Annotated in this window: 14 protein-coding genes; 2 read left to right on the top strand and 12 right to left on the bottom strand. The window is 61.5% G+C overall.

Annotated features, from left to right (window positions below):
* Positions 1–47: 47 nt before the first annotated feature.
* The 4 genes from glmM to rlmE all read right to left on the bottom strand — a co-directional run bounded on the left by glmM (position 48) and on the right by rlmE (position 4,998).
* Entirely contained in the window at positions 48–1,388 is a 1,341-nt protein-coding gene (gene glmM / locus ABI582_RS24820) for a phosphoglucosamine mutase (RefSeq protein ID WP_442120570.1), read from the bottom strand.
* Positions 1,389–1,404: 16 nt separating this feature from the next.
* Positions 1,405–2,256, bottom strand: coding sequence for a dihydropteroate synthase (folP, locus tag ABI582_RS24825; RefSeq protein ID WP_442120571.1), 852 nt, complete (start codon positions 2,254–2,256; stop codon positions 1,405–1,407).
* Positions 2,257–2,264: 8 nt separating this feature from the next.
* Positions 2,265–4,169 (bottom strand): ATP-dependent zinc metalloprotease FtsH, encoded by a 1,905-nt coding sequence (gene ftsH, locus ABI582_RS24830; protein WP_041167879.1) that lies wholly within the window; start codon positions 4,167–4,169, stop codon positions 2,265–2,267.
* A gap of 202 nt (positions 4,170–4,371) precedes the next feature.
* Positions 4,372–4,998 (bottom strand): 23S rRNA (uridine(2552)-2'-O)-methyltransferase RlmE, encoded by a 627-nt coding sequence (gene rlmE / locus ABI582_RS24835; protein WP_019470449.1) that lies wholly within the window; start codon positions 4,996–4,998, stop codon positions 4,372–4,374.
* A 102-nt stretch (positions 4,999–5,100) separates the two neighbouring features.
* Here rlmE and ABI582_RS24840 point away from each other — a divergent pair, with 102 nt between their 5' ends.
* Positions 5,101–5,409 carry a YhbY family RNA-binding protein gene (locus tag ABI582_RS24840; protein WP_016489174.1) on the top strand — a complete coding sequence of 103 codons (309 nt, stop codon included), beginning with the start codon at positions 5,101–5,103 and terminating at the stop codon, positions 5,407–5,409.
* Between the two features lie 12 nt (positions 5,410–5,421).
* On the opposite strand, the gene ABI582_RS24845 is transcribed toward ABI582_RS24840, so the two are convergent.
* The 8 genes from ABI582_RS24845 to grpE all read right to left on the bottom strand — a co-directional run bounded on the left by ABI582_RS24845 (position 5,422) and on the right by grpE (position 15,884).
* A complete protein-coding gene (locus ABI582_RS24845; RefSeq protein WP_019470448.1) occupies positions 5,422–5,871 on the bottom strand; it encodes a hypothetical protein in 450 nt (149 codons plus the stop codon).
* Positions 5,849–6,325, bottom strand: coding sequence for a transcription elongation factor GreA (greA, locus tag ABI582_RS24850; protein WP_024717413.1), 477 nt, complete (start codon positions 6,323–6,325; stop codon positions 5,849–5,851). Before greA ends, ABI582_RS24845 begins: the two co-directional genes overlap by 23 nt.
* Before the next feature lie 2 nt (positions 6,326–6,327).
* Complete coding sequence (carB, locus tag ABI582_RS24855) at positions 6,328–9,549, bottom strand: carbamoyl-phosphate synthase large subunit (protein WP_019470447.1); 3,222 nt, start codon at positions 9,547–9,549, stop codon at positions 6,328–6,330.
* Between the two features lie 105 nt (positions 9,550–9,654).
* Positions 9,655–10,791 carry a glutamine-hydrolyzing carbamoyl-phosphate synthase small subunit gene (gene carA / locus ABI582_RS24860; RefSeq protein WP_016501647.1) on the bottom strand — a complete coding sequence of 379 codons (1,137 nt, stop codon included), beginning with the start codon at positions 10,789–10,791 and terminating at the stop codon, positions 9,655–9,657.
* A 370-nt stretch (positions 10,792–11,161) separates the two neighbouring features.
* Positions 11,162–11,965 carry a 4-hydroxy-tetrahydrodipicolinate reductase gene (gene dapB, locus ABI582_RS24865; RefSeq protein ID WP_016501648.1) on the bottom strand — a complete coding sequence of 268 codons (804 nt, stop codon included), beginning with the start codon at positions 11,963–11,965 and terminating at the stop codon, positions 11,162–11,164.
* 13 nt (positions 11,966–11,978) lie between these two features.
* Positions 11,979–13,103 (bottom strand): molecular chaperone DnaJ, encoded by a 1,125-nt coding sequence (gene dnaJ / locus ABI582_RS24870; protein ID WP_338745266.1) that lies wholly within the window; start codon positions 13,101–13,103, stop codon positions 11,979–11,981.
* A gap of 196 nt (positions 13,104–13,299) precedes the next feature.
* On the bottom strand, positions 13,300–15,225 hold the full coding sequence (gene dnaK, locus ABI582_RS24875; protein ID WP_258909553.1) for a molecular chaperone DnaK: 1,926 nt from the start codon (positions 15,223–15,225) through the stop codon (positions 13,300–13,302).
* A 101-nt stretch (positions 15,226–15,326) separates the two neighbouring features.
* On the bottom strand, positions 15,327–15,884 hold the full coding sequence (gene grpE / locus ABI582_RS24880; protein WP_016489179.1) for a nucleotide exchange factor GrpE: 558 nt from the start codon (positions 15,882–15,884) through the stop codon (positions 15,327–15,329).
* 193 nt (positions 15,885–16,077) lie between these two features.
* On the opposite strand from grpE, the gene recN reads away from it, so the two are divergent.
* Complete coding sequence (recN, locus tag ABI582_RS24885; protein ID WP_442120572.1) at positions 16,078–17,751, top strand: DNA repair protein RecN; 1,674 nt, start codon at positions 16,078–16,080, stop codon at positions 17,749–17,751.
* The last annotated feature ends 45 nt before the right edge of the window (positions 17,752–17,796 follow it).

Raw genomic sequence — 17,796 nt, forward strand, 5'->3', positions numbered from 1 at the left:
AAGTGGGCGCAGATCTTACCCAACCAGATCTGCGCTGGCAAGCGCCTTCAGACACAAACTTCGCTGACCAGTTTGGCCAACGCTTCGGCGTGCGTGCGCACCTGGCTTTCGTCTTCGCCCTCGACCATGACCCGCACCAACGGCTCGGTACCCGACTTGCGCAACAGAACACGACCACGGCCCGCCAGGGCCTCGGTCACCTTGGCGCTGGCTTCCTTGACTGCCGGGTGCTCCAGCGGGTCGACCTTGCTGGCGCCGAAGCGTACGTTGATCAGCACCTGCGGGCACTTGCGCAGGGCCTGACGGGCCTGCGCCAGGGTTTCACCACGGCGCTTGAGCGCCATCAGCACCTGCAGCGCGGCAATGATCGCGTCACCGGTGGTGGTGTGGTTGCAGCACACGACGTGGCCAGAGTTTTCACCCCCGACCAGCCACTCACGCTCCAGCAGTTCGGCCATGACGTAACGGTCGCCGACCTTGGCCCGCACGAACGGGATATCCAGGTCCTTCAGCGCAAGCTCCAGGCCCAGGTTGCTCATCAGCGTACCCACTACCCCGCCCTGCAGCTTGCCACGGTCATGCAGGTCGCGGGCAATGATGAACAGCAGCTCGTCACCGTCGACGATGGCGCCCGTATGGTCGACCATCAGCACGCGATCGCCATCACCGTCGAAGGCAATGCCGAGGTCGGCATGACCAACCAGCACGGCGGCCTGCAGCGATTCGATGTGGGTCGAGCCGCAACCTTCGTTGATGTTCAGGCCGTCCGGCTGGGCATGCAGCACGGTCACGTCGGCACCCAGCTCGCGGAACACGCTTGGCGCGACCTTGTAGGTGGCACCGTGGGCACAGTCGACCACAAGCTTCAGGCCATCGAAACTGGTGCTGCTAGGCACGCTGCTCTTGCAGAACTCGATGTAGCGACCGGCAGCATCGTTGATGCGCGAGACCTTGCCCAGCTTGCCCGAGTCGACAACGGTCATCGGTTGGTCGAGCAACTCTTCGATCATCAGCTCGACTTCGTCCGGCAGCTTGGTGCCCTGGCCCGAGAAAAACTTGATGCCGTTGTCTTCGTGCGGGTTGTGCGAAGCACTGATGACAATACCCGCCTGGGCATGGAAGGTGCGAGTCAGGTAGGCGATGGCCGGCGTAGGCATTGGCCCCAGCAGCATGACGTCAGCACCTGCTGCGGCCAGACCGGCTTCGAGTGCGGACTCGAACATGTAGCCGGAGATACGTGTGTCCTTGCCCACCAGCACCCGGCAATTGCCCTGCTTGCGGAAGGCCATGCCGGCCGCCCAGCCAAGCTTCAGCATGAAGTCAGGCGTGATCGGGTATTCGCCGACGCGGCCACGAATGCCGTCGGTACCAAAGTATTTTCTGCTCATAGGGACTCCAATGTACTTATTCGGCGTTTTGTACCGCAGCAATCATGCGTACCACATCGACGGTTTCGGCCACGTCATGGACACGAAGGATGCTCGCCCCCTTGGTCATGGCCAACGCCGCCAGCGCAAGGCTGCCGTACAAGCGCTCGCCGACCGGACGTTCCAGCGTCAGGCCGATCATGCTCTTTCGTGATACGCCCACCAGTAGCGGGCGCCCAAGGCGATAGAGCGCTTCCATGTGTTTGAACAGGCTCAGGTTGTGCGCCAGGGTCTTGGCGAAACCAAAGCCAGGGTCAAGGATGACTCTGTTCGCGTCGATGCCCGCTGCAGCGCAGGCGGCCATCCGCTGTTCCAGATAACGCGTGACATCAGCGGTCACATCATCGTAATACGGGTCGTCCTGCATGTTACCCGGCTCGCCGCGCATGTGCATGAGGCACACCGGTAGCCCGGTATCGGCAGCGGCGTCCAGGGCGCCATCACGCTCCAGGGCACGCACATCATTGATCAACCTCGCACCGAGGCGCGCCGATTCACGCATGACGGCAGGCGTGGAGGTATCGACCGAAATGACGACGTCGAGGCGGCTGTTGATGGCCTCGACCATCGGCGCCACACGCTCCAGCTCCTCGGTCACCGATACCGCCCGCGCGCCAGGGCGGGTGGACTCACCGCCAATGTCGATCAGCGTGGCACCGGCCGCAACCATCGCTTCGGCATGGCGCAGGGCCTCGTCGCGCTGGCTGAAGCGCCCGCCATCGGAGAAGGAATCGGGGGTGATATTGAGAATACCCATGACATGGGTACGCGACAAATCAAGAACCCGGTTGCCGCAAGGCAACCGGGTCGGGTACTGCACTGAGCTCATAGACGCCCTTAGTGTTGAGCTGCCGGACCGCCAATTGGCGATTCAGGGCGATCATCCTGGGCAGCAGGGGTGCCCGAATGCTTGTCGTCGTCCCAGTCACGCGGTTCGCGTGGCGTACGGCCAGCCATGATGTCATCGATCTGATCGGCATCAATGGTCTCATACTTCATCAGCGCTTCGGTCATCGCTTCGAGCTTGTCGCGATTCTCGATCAGCAGCTGCTTGGCAGTGGCGTAGCACTGGTCGATGATGCTGCGTACTTCGGAGTCGATCAGCTTGGCAGTCTCGCCGGAGACGCTGGCATGCTGGCTGCCCGCGCTACGACCCAGGAACACCTCACCCTCTTCTTCTGCATACATCAGCGGGCCGAGCTTTTCCGACAGGCCCCACTTGGTCACCATGTTGCGAGCGATCTGGCTGGCCCGCATGATGTCGTTGGAGGCACCCGTGGTGACGCCGTCGAAGCCCAGGGTCATCTCTTCGGCGATACGGCCGCCGTACAACGAGCAGATCTGGCTGATCAGCGCACGCTTGGACAGGCTGTAGCGATCTTCTTCCGGCAGGAACATGGTCACGCCCAGGGCCCGACCGCGCGGAATGATCGAAACCTTGTAGACCGGGTCGTGCTCAGGCACCAGGCGACCAACGATGGCATGACCCGCCTCGTGGTAGGCAGTGTTACGCTTTTCTTTTTCGGACATGACCATGGTCTTGCGCTCTGCGCCCATCATGATCTTGTCCTTGGCCAGCTCGAACTCTTTCATTTCGACCAGGCGCTTGTTGGAACGCGCGGCAAACAGCGATGCCTCGTTGACCAGGTTGGCCAGGTCGGCACCGGAGAAGCCAGGGGTACCACGGGCAATAACCGCCGGGTTGACGTTTTCGCCAATCGGTACCTTGCGCATGTGTACCTTGAGGATCTGTTCGCGACCGCGGATGTCTGGCAAGCCCACCACTACCTGGCGGTCGAAACGGCCTGGGCGCAGCAGCGCCGGGTCGAGTACGTCAGGGCGGTTGGTGGCGGCGATGACGATGATGCCATCGTTCATTTCGAAGCCGTCCATCTCTACCAGCAACTGGTTGAGGGTTTGCTCACGCTCGTCGTGACCGCCGCCCATGCCGGCGCCACGGTGGCGACCAACGGCGTCGATTTCGTCGATGAAGATGATGCACGGGGCGTGCTTCTTGGCCTGCTCGAACATGTCGCGCACACGGCTGGCACCAACACCGACGAACATTTCCACGAAGTCCGAACCGGAAATGGTGAAGAACGGTACTTTCGCCTCGCCCGCAATGGCCTTGGCCAGCAGCGTCTTACCGGTACCGGGCGGGCCTACCATCAGCACACCGCGCGGGATACGACCACCCAGGCGCTGGAACTTGCCCGGATCGCGCAGGAACTCGACCAGCTCGCCCACTTCTTCCTTGGCTTCGTCGCAACCTGCAACGTCGGCCAATGTGGTCTTGACCTGGTCTTCGGACAGCAGGCGTGCCTTGCTCTTGCCGAAGCTCATCGGCCCGCCCTTGCCACCTGCACCGCCTTGCATCTGGCGCATGAAGAACATGAACACGGCGATGATGACCAGGATCGGGAAGCTGGCGACCAGCAACTGCGTCCAGATGCTCTGCTGCTCTGGCTGCTTGCCTTCGACAACCACGTGGTTGTCGACCAGGTCACCGATCAGGCCATTGTCGGTAATGGCCGGGCGCACGGTCTTGAAATTGTCGCCGTCGGCGCGCTTGCCGGTAATGATGTAGCCGTCGACGGTCACACGCTCGACCTTGCCATCCTTGACCTGCTGGATGAAGTCGGAATAGTTGAGGGTCTGCGGCTCGTTAGGGCTGGAGAAGTTGTTCATCACTGTCACCAGGACAGCTGCGATGATCAACCACAGGATCAGATTCTTTGCCATGTCGTTCAATTCGCTACCCTCTGAGGCCGGCGCACGACGCAGCCGTGCCTCGCATGATATTCATCGCCCTAACTTACTACATTACCTACGCAGCCGCAGGCACCGTCTGTAACCCTTTGTGAAAGCTAGACTACACGAAGTTCGGACGATCCAGACGGGAGGGCCGATTGGAAATAACTATCGACCACCCGCAGCACGCTGTTCAAACGCCTTTGAAACCCTTGCCCAACAGGTACTGCTCACGGGAACGGTCCCGCGAAGAAGACGGCTTGCGCATTTGCACCTTGTCGAACTTGGTGCGCACATCCTTCAGGTACATATCAAAGCCTTCGCCTTGGAAAATCTTGATCAGGAAATCACCGCCGGGCTTCAGCACGCGGGTTGCCAGATCCAGAGCCAGCTCGCAGAGGAACATGGCGCGCGGCATGTCCACTTCGGGCGTACCACTCATATTGGGGGCCATGTCGGAAATCACAAGGTCTACGTGCGAATCACCGACCGCCGCGAGGATCTGCTGCAGCACTGCATCGTCAGTGAAGTCACCCTGGATGAAGGTCACGTCGGGGATCGAGTCCATTTCCAGGATGTCGGAAGCGATCAAGCGCCCCTGGCCACCAATCAGACGACTGGTCACCTGCGACCAGCCCCCTGGCGCCGCGCCGAGGTCGATTACACTCATGCCCGGGCGGATCAGGCGGTCCTTTTCCTGGATCTCCAGCAGTTTGTAGCTCGCACGCGAGCGGTAGCCATCCTTCTGCGCCTGTTTCACAAAAGGGTCGTTAAAATGCTCTCGCAGCCAGTTTGCGCTGCTTTTGGAACGTTGTACCACGGGGCACCTCGATGATATGCGTCGTGATTGACTGGGCGGAGCCGGTGGCCCTCGGGTAAAATGCCGGTCAATTTTACAGAATCAGACGGAAAGGGTCAGATTATGCCGCTCAATAACGAGCAGAAGAAGCAGTACAAGTCCATTGGTCATGACCTGAAGCCGGTTTTGATCGTTGCTGGCAACGGTTTGAATGAAGGCGTAGTCGCCGAACTGGAACGCGCGCTGGTCGACCATGAGCTGATCAAGGTCGAGATTCGTTCGGAAGACCGCGAAGAACGTGCCGCCACCATTGCCGAGCTGTGCAAGGCCGGCCGTGCCGAGCTGGTGCAGACCATCGGCAAGAAAGCGCTGATCTACCGCAAGAACCCACAGCCGAACAAGCAGCTGTCCAACATCCACCGTTACAAGTAACGGTGGCTCCGGTCAGTGGCGCGATGAACGCGCCCTGACCGGCACCGGCTGGGCCACCAGCACGATGCCGGAAAAGCCCAGCACCAGGAAGCAGAACATCTGCCAGCGCTCGCCCACCGAAATGCCGTAGCGCAAGGTGTAATACCCCACGCAGGCACCGAAGCCGAGCAACAGCATCTGGCCACGGAACTGCCGCCACCAGGCCGCCAGGCCGTCCACCCTTGCCAGCACTGCCAGCTGAGTCAACAAGCCAAGCAACGCCACGCCGATCAACCAGCGGTCGATCTGCCCGGCGATATCCTGCACCAGCAGCGGGGCCAGGCCACTGACCTTGAGCGCAGGCACCAGCCCCACATGGAACACCCACAGGCCACCGACCCAGAAAACCTGGGCCAGTTGCCAGAGGATCCCCTCCAGGGATGGCGCCCGCAGGCGCCGGTCAGATGTGCTTGACTTCGACAATCTCGTACTCGACCGTGCCGCTAGGCGTCTTGACGACGACGGTGTCACCTTCTTCCTTGCCGATGATGGCACGGGCAATGGGTGCGCCGCTCGACAGCTTGCCCTGTTTCACGTCGGCTTCATCCTCGCCGACGATCTGGTAGGTCACCTCTTCATCGGTTTCGGTGTTGGCCAGTACCACGGTGGTACCGAAAATCACCTTGCCGGTGTGAGGGATGGTGGTCACGTCGATCACGACCGAGTTCTGCAGACGGCCTTCGATATCGCGGATACGCGCCTCGACCATGCCCTGCTCTTCGCGGGCGGCATGGTATTCGGCGTTTTCCTTGAGGTCGCCCAGTTCGCGCGCTTCACCGATCGCCTGGCTCAGGCGCGGGCGCTCGGTCTTGCTCAGGAACAGGTGCTCCTCTTCCAGGGCGCGAGCGCCCTGGACGGTCATCGGGTACTTGGTAATGCTCATGCTTTCAGTCCTGCATGCAGATCTTGCAGGCGACGAACGGTCTTTTCCGGACCAAATTTCAGCGCCTCGCAGATGGCTTCACCAGCCGCAATGGTAGTGGTGCAGTAAATCTTGTGCTGCAGCGCATTGCGACGAATCGAGTAGGAATCGGCAATCGACTGGCGGCCTTCGGTGGTGTTGATGATCAGCGACACTTCGTCGTTCTTGATCATGTCGACCACGTGCGGGCGGCCTTCGGTCACCTTGTTCACACGGCGCACTTTCAGGCCAGCCGCCTCGATAACCTTGGCGGTGCCAGCAGTTGCAACCACTTCGAAGCCCAGGGCGATCAGGTCGCGGGCAACGCCAGCCACTTGTGGCTTGTCGTCGTCACGCACGCTGATGAACGCGGTACCACCGGTCGGCAGCACTTCGCTGGCACCCATCTGGGCTTTGGCGAACGCCTCACCGAAGGTGTCACCGACACCCATGACTTCACCGGTCGATTTCATCTCAGGGCCGAGGATCGGGTCAACCCCCGGGAACTTGGCGAACGGGAAGACGGCTTCCTTGACGCTGTAGAAGTTCGGGATGATTTCCTGGGTGAAGCCCAGCTCTTTCAGGGTTTTGCCGGCCATTACGCGGGCGGCGATCATGGCCAGGGAAGTGCCGATGCACTTGGACACGAACGGCACGGTACGCGAGGCGCGCGGGTTGACTTCGATCACGTAGATCTTGTCGCCTTGCAGGGCCAGCTGCACGTTCATCAGGCCGACAACGCCCAGCTCCAGGGCCATTTTGGCGACCTGTACTCGGACTTCGTCCTGCACTTCCTTGCTCAGCGAGTAAGGTGGCAGCGAGCACGCCGAGTCACCGGAGTGAACGCCGGCCTGCTCGATGTGCTGCATGATGGCGCCGATCACAACGTCAGTGCCGTCGCACACCGCATCCACGTCCATCTCGATGGCGCAGTTGAGGAAGTGGTCGAGCAGTACCGGGCTGTCGTTGGACACCTGCACCGCTTCACGCAGGTAGCGCTTGAGCTCGTCCAGTTCGTAGACGATTTCCATGGCGCGGCCGCCCAGTACGTACGACGGGCGCACTACCAGCGGGTAACCGATGCTGCCCGCAGCGCGGATAGCTTCTTCTTCGCTGCGCACGGTGGCGTTTGGCGGCTGCAGCAGGTTCAGGCGCTGAACCATCTGCTGGAAGCGCTCACGGTCTTCGGCGCGGTCGATGGCGTCCGGGCTGGTACCGATGATCGGTACGCCGGCTTCTTCCAGGGCACGGGCCAGTTTCAGCGGGGTCTGGCCGCCGTAGTGCACGATCACGCCTTTCGGCTTCTCGACGCGGCACACTTCCAGCACGTCTTCCAGCGTCAGTGGCTCGAAGTACAGGCGGTCGGAGGTGTCGTAGTCGGTGGAGACGGTTTCCGGGTTGCAGTTGACCATGATGGTCTCGTAACCGTCTTCACGCAGCGCCAGGGCCGCGTGTACGCAGCAGTAGTCGAACTCGATACCTTGGCCGATACGGTTCGGGCCACCCCCCAGGATCATGATCTTGTCGCGGGTCGACGGGTTCGCCTCGCACTCTTCCTCGTAGGTGGAGTACAGGTAGGCGGTGTCGGTGGCGAACTCGGCGGCGCAGGTGTCGACGCGCTTGTACACCGGGAACACTTCCAGCTTGTGGCGGTGACGGCGCAGGTTCTTGTCGGTGATACCCAGCAGCACAGCCAGGCGCTGGTCCGAGAAACCTTTGCGCTTGAGGCGCAGCATCAGGCTCTTGTCGATCGACGACAGGGCCAGGGTCTTGACCTTCTCTTCTTCCTTGATCAGATCTTCCATCTGCACCAGGAACCACATGTCGATGCCGGTCAGGGCAAAGATTTCTTCGCAGGTCATGCCCGAACGCATGGCGTCAGCGACGTACCAGATACGCTCGGCGCCCGGCACGGTCAGCTCGCGCTTGAGGATGCCGGCAGCTTCAGGGCTGGCCAGGTCGACTTTCGGGTCCAGACCGCAGGCGCCCACTTCCAGGCCGCGCAGGGCTTTCTGCAGGGATTCCTGGAAGGTACGGCCGATGGCCATCACTTCACCCACGGATTTCATCTGGGTGGTCAGGCGGGCGTCGGCTTTCGGGAATTTCTCGAAGGCGAAGCGCGGCAGCTTGGTGACGACGTAGTCGATCGACGGCTCGAAGGAAGCCGGAGTGCGGCCGCCGGTGATGTCGTTCTGCAGTTCGTCGAGGGTGTAACCGATGGCCAGCTTGGCGGCGATCTTGGCGATCGGGAAGCCGGTAGCCTTGGAAGCCAGGGCGGACGAACGCGATACACGCGGGTTCATCTCGATGACGACCATGCGGCCGGTGTCTGGGCAGATACCGAACTGCACGTTGGAACCGCCAGTTTCAACACCGATTTCACGCAGCACCGCCAGCGAGGCGTTGCGCATGATCTGGTATTCCTTGTCGGTCAGGGTCTGCGCTGGAGCAACGGTGATCGAGTCACCGGTGTGCACGCCCATCGGGTCGAAGTTTTCGATCGAGCAGACGATGATGCAGTTGTCCTTTTTGTCGCGGACCACTTCCATCTCGTACTCTTTCCAGCCGATCAGCGATTCGTCGATCAGCAGCTCTTTGGTCGGCGACAGGTCCAGACCACGGGTGCAGATTTCTTCGAATTCTTCACGGTTGTAAGCGATACCACCGCCGGTGCCACCCATGGTGAACGATGGGCGGATGATGCACGGGAAGCCGAGCTTCTCGAGGACCGCATTGGCCTCTTCCATGCTGTGGGCGATACCCGAGCGCGGGCATTCCAGGCCGATGTCTTTCATGGCCTTGTCGAAGCGCGAGCGGTCTTCAGCCTTGTCGATGGTGTCGGCGTTGGCACCGATCATCTCTACGCCGAACTTCTCCAGAACGCCGTGGCGCTCCAGGTCCAGGGCGCAGTTCAGTGCGGTCTGGCCACCCATGGTCGGCAAGACGGCGTCCGGGCGCTCTTTCTCGATGATCTTGGCCACCGACTGCCACTTGATCGGCTCGATGTAGGTGGCGTCGGCCATGGCCGGGTCGGTCATGATGGTGGCTGGGTTGGAGTTCACCAGGATGACGCGGAAACCTTCCTCGCGCAGGGCCTTGCAGGCCTGTGCGCCGGAGTAGTCGAATTCACAGGCCTGGCCGATCACGATCGGGCCGGCACCGAGAATCAGGATGCTTTTGATGTCTGTACGTTTTGGCATGGTGGTCACTCAAATCCGGGGTCAGTCGGCAAGCCGCTTTGAACAATCTGGGTCAGGCGCTACCGGGCGCGGCGCGAGCCGGCCCGGGGCCTTGAAGCAGGATGCTCAGCGGCGCTTGGCCATGGCATCGGTGAAACGATCGAACAGTGGCGCGACGTCGGTCGGGCCAGGGCTCGCTTCAGGGTGGCCCTGGAAGCTGAACGCGCTCTTGTCGGTGCGCTCGATACCCTGCAGGGTGCCGTCGAACAGCGACTTGTGGATGGCGCGAACGTTGCCCGGCAGGGTGGCTTCGTCAACAGCAAAACCGTGGTTCTGGCTGGTGATCATGACCACGCCGCTGTCCAGGTCCTGAACCGGGTGGTTGGCACCGTGGTGACCATGGCCCATTTTCACGGTCTTGGCGCCGGAGGCCAGGGCCAGCAGCTGGTGGCCGAGGCAGATGCCGAATACAGGAATCTCGGTCTCGAGGATTTCCTTGATCGCCTGGATGGCGTAGTCGCACGGCTCAGGGTCACCAGGGCCGTTGGACAGGAACACGCCGTCCGGGTTGAGTGCCAGCACTTCGCTGGCCGGGGTCTGGGCCGGCACCACGGTCACGCGGCAGCCACGGGCAACCAGCATGCGCAGGATGTTCAGCTTGACGCCGTAGTCGAAGGCGACCACGTGGTACGGCAGGTCGGCAGCTTCGATGGTCGGGTGGCTGTCGGTTTTCAGCTCCCACACGCTGGAGCGCCACTCGTAGCGTTCCTTGGTGGAAACAACCTTGGCCAGGTCCATGCCCTTCAGGCCTGGGAAGCCACGGGCGGCGGCGATGGCAGCTTCTTCGCTGATGTTGTCACCGGCGAGGATGCAACCGTTCTGGGCGCCCTTTTCACGCAGGATACGGGTCAGGCGACGGGTGTCGATGCCAGCGATGGCAACGACGTTGTTGGCCTTGAGGTACTCAGGCAGCGACTGGGTGTTACGCCAGTTGCTGGCCAGCAGCGGCAGGTCACGGATGACCAGGCCAGCGGACCAGACGCGGTTCGACTCGGCATCTTCCGGCGTAGTACCGGTGTTGCCGATGTGCGGATAGGTCAGGGTAACGATTTGCTGCGCATAGGAAGGGTCTGTAAGGATTTCCTGGTAGCCGGTCATAGCGGTGTTGAATACCACCTCACCAACGGTCTGACCGTCGGCACCGATGGCTTCACCGCGAAAAATACTGCCGTCGGCAAGGGCGAGTATGGCTGGCTTTGTCAAGAAGACCTCCCGTAAATCAAGCATGAAAGGGCGATCGCAGGTTGCAAAAAAGCGGAGTGACGTATGGACACGTCACCCCGCTTTCATGTGCTGAATTCAATTCGCTGCGCGCTTTTAGTGGACACACTAAAGCTGTAGCTTACAGAAAAGTGCGTTTTCGGTCTACCGTAGATGTGTCTCTAAAACACAAGATTGCGACAGGCCGGCCTTCGAGGGCATAGCACGCCGTGTAGGAGCGGCCTTGCGTCGCGAAAGGGCTGCCTAGCAGCCCCAGCTTACTGCGGCGCTGCCGAGATCTTTGGGGCCGCTGCGCGACCCTATCGCGACACAAGGCCGCTCCTACAGGGATCACCGCCCCAAAGGGAGCGGCTTAACGCAGCTCGAGCACATCCTGCATGTCGTACAGGCCAGGCTCGCGCCCATCCAGCCACAGCGCCGCACGCACGGCGCCCTTGGCGAAGGTCATGCGGCTGGAGGCCTTGTGAGTGATTTCCAGGCGCTCGCCTTCGGCAGCGAACAACACGGTGTGGTCACCCACCACATCACCGGCACGCACAGTCGCGAAGCCGATGGTCTTGCGATCACGCGCACCTGTCTGCCCTTCGCGGCCATACACGGCCACTTCCTGCAGGTCCCGACCCAGCGCATTGGCAACCACTTCACCCATGCGCAGCGCAGTACCCGACGGCGCATCGACCTTGTGCCGGTGGTGCGCCTCGATGATCTCGATATCAACATCATCACCCAGCACTCGCGCCGCCATGTCCAGCAGCTTGAGGCTGAGGTTGACGCCGACACTGAAGTTGGCGGCAAACACGATTGGAATGTCCTTGCCCGCCTCGGCCAGCAGCTGCTTCTCTTCAACAGAGAAGCCCGTAGTACCGATGATCATCGCCTTGCCGTGCTTGCGGCAGAACGCCAGGTTCTTGAGGGTGACCGAAGGGTGCGTGAAATCGATCAGCACGTCGAACTCGTCGGCAACCTTGGCCAGGTCATCGGACAGCAGTACACCGATCCGGCCGAGGGCCGCCAACTCACCGGCGTCCGCCCCTACCAGCGAGCTGTCAGGGCGATCAATCGCCGCTGTCAGGCCAGCACCCGGGGTTTGCTGCACGGCCTCGATCAGGGTCTTGCCCATCCGCCCTGCCGCGCCCATCACTGCAATACGTCGCATAGCCTTTTCCTTGTCAGAGATCGCCGAAGAAGCGCTTCACGCCATCGAACCAGCCACTGGCCTTGGGCGAGTGGGAACTGTCGCCTTCCAGCGAGTCACGCAGTTCTTCAAGCAGCTCACGCTGACGGCGGCTGAGGTTGACCGGGGTTTCCACCGCCACACGGCACAACAGGTCGCCCGCACCACCACCGCGCACCGGCGCCACACCCTTGCCACGCAGGCGGAACTGCTTGCCAGTCTGGGTGCCTTCCGGAATCTTCAGCTTCACGCGACCATCGAGGGTCGGCACTTCCAGCTCGCCACCCAGGGCAGCATCGGTGAAGCTGATGGGTACTTCGCAGTACAGGTGCTTGCCATCGCGCTGGAAGATCTCGTGCTCACGCACACTGATCACCACGTACAGGTCGCCAGTCGGGCCACCATGGGCACCGGCCTCGCCCTCGCCCGACAGGCGAATGCGGTCACCGGTATCGACACCTGCCGGCACCTTGACCGACAGCGTCTTGTATTCCTCGACACGGCCTTCGCCGTGGCACGAGGCGCAAGGGTCGGTAATGATCTTGCCCTGGCCATGGCAGCGCGGGCAGGTCTGCTGCACCGAGAAGAAGCCTTGCTGCATGCGCACCTGGCCGATACCACCGCACGTCGGGCAGGTGGACGGGGTCGAACCCTTCTTGGCACCGGAACCGTCGCAAGGCTGGCAATTGACCAGGGTAGGAACGCGGATGCTGACCGTGGTGCCACGCACCGCTTCTTCCAGGTTCAGCTCCAGGGTGTAGCGCAGGTCGCTGCCGCGCTGGGCACCGCCACGTCCGCCACCGCGGCCGCCACCAAAGAAGTCGCTGAATACATCGCCGAAGATGTCGGAGAAGTTGGCGCCACCGAAGCCGGCACCACCACCACCCATGCTCGGGTCGACACCCGCATGGCCGTACTGGTCGAACGCCGCGCGCTTGCTGGCATCAGACAGCACTTCGTAGGCCTCGTTGGCCTCCTTGAACATGTCTTCCGACTCTTTGTCACCCGGGTTGCGGTCCGGGTGGTACTTCATCGCCAGACGGCGATAAGCCTTTTTGAGGTCAGCTTCGCTGGCGCCGCGCTCGACACCCAGAACCTCATAGTAATCACGCTTGGACATAGGTCATTTGCACCTTGTTGGGCGTCTGGCATCTGCGCCGCGCCATCAGCACCTGCCTGTGCCACCAAAGTTGGCTGACAGATGCTGTAAAAATTCTCGAATTCCAGATACGCCAACGCGGGAGCAAGCCCCCGCGCGGCGACATCCTACCAGCTCACCGCCAAACGGCGGTGGGCTGGCCGACAACATGCAACGATTACTTCTTGTCGTCGCCTTTTACTTCTTCGAACTCGGCGTCAACCACGTCATCGTGCTTGGCTTCCGGTTCGGCCTGCTGCGCGCCACCCTGAGGCTGTTCGGCCGACTGCTCGGCGTACATCTTCTGGGCAACCGGGGCAGAGACCTTGGACAGCTCTTCGACCTTGGCATCGATTGCAGCCTTGTCATCGCCTTTGACAGCGGTTTCCAGGGCAACAACGGCAGCCTCGATGGCAGTTTTTTCTTCAGCGGTGACCTTGTCACCCGCGTCAGCGACCATCTTGCGGGTCGAGTGAACCAGCGCATCACCCTGGTTACGGGCAGCGGCCAGTTCTTCGAACTTGCGGTCTTCCTCGGCGTTGGCCTCGGCGTCACGCACCATGCGCTCGATCTCTTCGTCCGACAGGCCGGAGTTGGCCTTGATCACGATCGACTGAGTCTTGCCAGTAGCCTTGTCTTTCGCGCCTACGTGCAGGATGCCGTTGGCGTCGATGTCGAAGGTTACTTCGATTTGTGGAACGCCACGTGGTGCTGGCGGAATGTCAGCCAGGTCGAACTTGCCCAGCGACTTGTTCTGCGCAGCCTGCTTGCGCTCACCCTGCAGTACGTGGATGGTCACAGCGCCCTGGTTGTCATCGGCAGTCGAGAACACCTGCGACTTCTTGGTCGGGATGGTGGTGTTCTTCTCGATCAGCGCGGTCATCACGCCACCCATGGTTTCGATACCCAGGGTCAGCGGGCTGACGTCCAGCAGCAGTACGTCTTTCACGTCACCGGCCAGTACAGCGCCCTGGATGGCAGCGCCCATGGCAACTGCTTCGTCCGGGTTGACGTCCTTGCGTGCTTCTTTACCGAAGAAGTCGGCAACTTCTTTCTGCACCAGCGGCATACGGGTCTGACCGCCGACCAGGATCACGTCGTCGATCTTGCTGGCGTCGATGCCGGCGTCTTTCAGGGCAATGCGGCAAGGCTCGATGGTGCGCTTGACCAGGTCTTCGACCAGCGACTCCAGCTTGGCGCGGGAGATCTTCACGTTCAGGTGCTTAGGACCGGTGGCATCTGCAGTGATGTACGGCAGGTTGACGTCGGTCGACTGAGCGGACGACAGCTCGATCTTGGCTTTTTCTGCGGCTTCTTTCAGGCGCTGCAGGGCCAGAGGATCATTCTTCAGGTCCATGCCCGACTCTTTCTTGAACTCGTCGACGAGGTAGTCGATCAGGCGCATGTCGAAGTCTTCGCCACCCAGGAAGGTGTCGCCGTTGGTAGCCAGTACTTCGAACTGGTGCTCACCGTCGACTTCGGCGATTTCGATGACCGAAACGTCGAAGGTACCACCACCCAGGTCATAAACGATGACAGTGTGGTCGCCCTTGGCCTTGTCCATGCCATAAGCCAGCGCAGCAGCGGTCGGCTCGTTGATGATGCGTTTTACGTCCAGGCCAGCGATGCGGCCGGCGTCTTTGGTGGCCTGACGCTGGCTGTCGTTGAAGTAGGCCGGAACGGTGATGACCGCTTCGGTGACTGGCTCGCCGAGGTAGTCTTCGGCGGTCTTCTTCATTTTCTTCAGGACTTCGGCGCTGATTTGCGGCGGAGCCATTTCCTTGCCAGCAGCCTCGACCCAGGCGTCACCATTGTTCGCCTTGACGATCTTGTACGGCACCAGCTTGATGTCTTTCTGCACGACGTCTTCTTCGAAGCGGCGGCCAATCAGGCGCTTCACTGCGAACAGGGTGTTGTGCGGGTTGGTAACAGCCTGGCGCTTGGCCGACTGACCTACCAGGATTTCGCCATCGTTGGCATAGGCCACGATCGAAGGGGTAGTACGCGCACCTTCGGCGTTTTCGATGACTTTGACGTTACCGTTTTCCAGAATGGAGACGCACGAGTTGGTGGTCCCCAGGTCGATACCGATGATTTTACCCATGTTAACTCTCCCGAAACTTGAATTTGGTAGCAGCGACTACTTTGGCCAACTGCGGTAATACTTGAAGGCTTGACACCTAGATGGGGTTGCCCGGAAGGATTTCAAGCCTTTTCATTGATCGAGGGTTGCGCCGCGCTCGGCGCCTTGCTGACCACCACCATGGCGGGGCGCAGCAGGCGGCCGTTCAGCAGGTAACCCTTCTGGAACACATTCAGCACGCTGTTTGGCTCGACTTCGCCGTTTTCCTGCATGGCCATGGCCTGGTGGTGTTCAGGGTTGAACGGCTGGCCGTGCGGGTCGACTGCTTCGAGGTTGTAGCGCTTGAGGGTGTCCTGGAACATTTTCAGGGTCAGCTCGACGCCTTCGCGGATCTGCTTGACGTGCTCATCCTCGGCGCTGGAGTGGGCCAGGGCCAGTTCCAGGCTGTCGATGACGGGCAGCAGGTCGCTGGAGAACTTCTCCAGGGCGAACTTGTGGGCTTTCTCGACATCCTGCTCGGCACGACGGCGCACGTTCTGCACGTCGGCAACGGCGCGCAGCGCCTGGTCCTTGGCTGCGGCCAGCTGTTCCTCGAGCTCCAGAACACGGGTGTCAGCTGCAGTGCCTGCACCGGTTTCTTCCACGTTAAGGTCTTTCTCGTTCAGCTGTTCATCAGCCATGGGGTCTCTCCTGCGCAATTTTGTGGACTGCGAGCCAGGCTCGCCTGTGATGTCGGCTATATGGGGCCGGAAAAACCAGCTTCAAGGGGCAAGGTGGTTTTCCGGGTTGCAACAGAATCTGCCAAGGGGCATTGGCAGGCCTGAAAAAAGTACTGTATAAATAACCAGACCTGACTTTCGGGAGCCGCCCCTCATGCTGGTGCACCTGTCCATTCACAACTACGCCATCGTCGAGCACCTCGACCTCGAAATTGCCCGCGGCATGTCCGTCATCACGGGCGAGACCGGCGCCGGCAAATCGATCATGCTCGACGCCCTGGGCCTGGCCCTGGGCGACCGGGCCGACAGTGGCGTGGTGCGCCCTGGCACCGACAAGGCGGACATCCTCGCCACCTTCGACCTGGTGGACATCCCGGAGGCCCACGCCTGGCTTGCCGAACGCGACCTGGACAACGACGGCCTGTGCATCCTGCGCCGGGTCATCACCGCCGAAGGCCGTAGCCGCGGCTACATCAACGGCACGCCGTGCCCGCTGGGCGACCTCAAGGCGCTGGGCGAGTTGCTGATCGATATCCACAGCCAGCACGAACATCAGTCGCTGCTGAAAACCGACACCCACCGCCGCCTGCTCGACGAGTACGCCGGCGCCGTCGACCTGGCCCGCCAGGTGCATCTGGCCGCCAAGCGCTGGAACCAGACCCGCCTGGAACTGGAACGACTGTCCAATTCAGGTGACGAGCAGCGTGCCCGCCATCAGTTGCTCAGCTACCAGCTGGAAGAGCTGGACAACCTCGGCCTGGGTGAAAACGAACTAGAGCAGTTGGAGCAGGAACACAAGAACCTGACCAGCGCCGAAGCGCTGTTCGGCATCTGCCGCCAGGTGATCGACCAGTGCAGTGAAAGCGATTCGGGCAACGTGCTCAGCGCCCTCACCTCCAGCCTTAACCGGCTGGGCGCTGCCACCCATTCGCCCAAGGCCTTGGGCGAAGCCGCCAACCTTATTGCCAGTGCGCAGATCCAGGTAGAAGAAGCCGTGGGCGAGCTCAACCGCTTCCTCGACAACTTCGACGCCGACCCCATGCGCCTGCAGGCTTTGGAAGAACACCTCGACACCATCTATACACTGGCGCGCAAACACCGCGTGCACCCCACCGAACTGCCTCACCTGCAACAACAGTTGATGGAAGAAATCGAAGGCCTGAACGCGAGCGACGAGTCGATCGAACGGCTGGGCGAAGAGCTGGCCGCTTTCGCACACCACTATAAAGAGCGCGCCCGCGAACTCAGCGCCCTGCGCCAGCAAGCCGCCCAGCAACTGGCGGGCGCCGTCGAGCAGGAAATCCAGCGCCTGGGCATGCCCGGCGGGCGCTTCCGCATCGAGCTGACGCCCACCGAGGGGGCAGACCTGTCACCGCATGGCCTGGAGCAGATCGAACTGCTGGTCAGCGCCAACCCCGGCCAACCGCTCAAGGGCCTGGCAAAGGTGGCTTCGGGTGGTGAACTGTCACGTATCAGCCTGGCGATCCAGGTGATTACCGCGCAGACATCGCGCATTCCTACCCTGGTGTTCGACGAAGTCGACGTGGGTATCGGCGGCCCTACTGCCGAAATTGTCGGCCAGTTGTTGCGCCGCCTGGGCGAGCGTGGCCAGGTGCTGACCGTGACTCACTTGCCACAGGTTGCGGCGCAAGGGCATCACCACCTGTTTGTGCACAAGGTGCGCAACAGCGACACCACCCACACCGCCGTGGCCAGCCTGGGCAAGCGTGAGCGGGTAGAAGAAGTGGCGCGGATGCTCGGCGGCATTGACCTGACCAAGGAATCCCTGGCGCATGCGCGCAAGATGGTGGTGAGCGGCAAAGCCTGACCACTTCTTTCCCAGGACAATTCGCGGGCGCGCCCGCTCCCACAG

Origin of the sequence: Pseudomonas sp. SAS7, from assembly GCF_052112345.1 — a bacterium.
GTDB classification, from domain to species: Bacteria; Pseudomonadota; Gammaproteobacteria; order Pseudomonadales; family Pseudomonadaceae; genus Aquipseudomonas; species Aquipseudomonas putida_Q.

Excerpts from the sequence above, each read along its gene's own strand:
- folP (WP_442120571.1), bottom strand. The coding sequence starts at position 2,256 with ATGAGCTCAGTGCAGTACCCGACCCGGTTGCCTTGCGGCAACCGGGTT.
- ftsH (WP_041167879.1), bottom strand. The coding sequence starts at position 4,169 with ATGGCAAAGAATCTGATCCTGTGGTTGATCATCGCAGCTGTCCTGGTG.
- dnaK (WP_258909553.1), bottom strand. The coding sequence starts at position 15,225 with ATGGGTAAAATCATCGGTATCGACCTGGGGACCACCAACTCGTGCGTC.
- recN (WP_442120572.1), top strand. The coding sequence starts at position 16,078 with ATGCTGGTGCACCTGTCCATTCACAACTACGCCATCGTCGAGCACCTC.
- glmM (WP_442120570.1), bottom strand. The coding sequence starts at position 1,388 with ATGAGCAGAAAATACTTTGGTACCGACGGCATTCGTGGCCGCGTCGGC.
- ABI582_RS24840 (WP_016489174.1), top strand. The coding sequence starts at position 5,101 with ATGCCGCTCAATAACGAGCAGAAGAAGCAGTACAAGTCCATTGGTCAT.
- dnaJ (WP_338745266.1), bottom strand. The coding sequence starts at position 13,103 with ATGTCCAAGCGTGATTACTATGAGGTTCTGGGTGTCGAGCGCGGCGCC.
- carB (WP_019470447.1), bottom strand. The coding sequence starts at position 9,549 with ATGCCAAAACGTACAGACATCAAAAGCATCCTGATTCTCGGTGCCGGC.
- dapB (WP_016501648.1), bottom strand. The coding sequence starts at position 11,965 with ATGCGACGTATTGCAGTGATGGGCGCGGCAGGGCGGATGGGCAAGACC.
- grpE (WP_016489179.1), bottom strand. The coding sequence starts at position 15,884 with ATGGCTGATGAACAGCTGAACGAGAAAGACCTTAACGTGGAAGAAACC.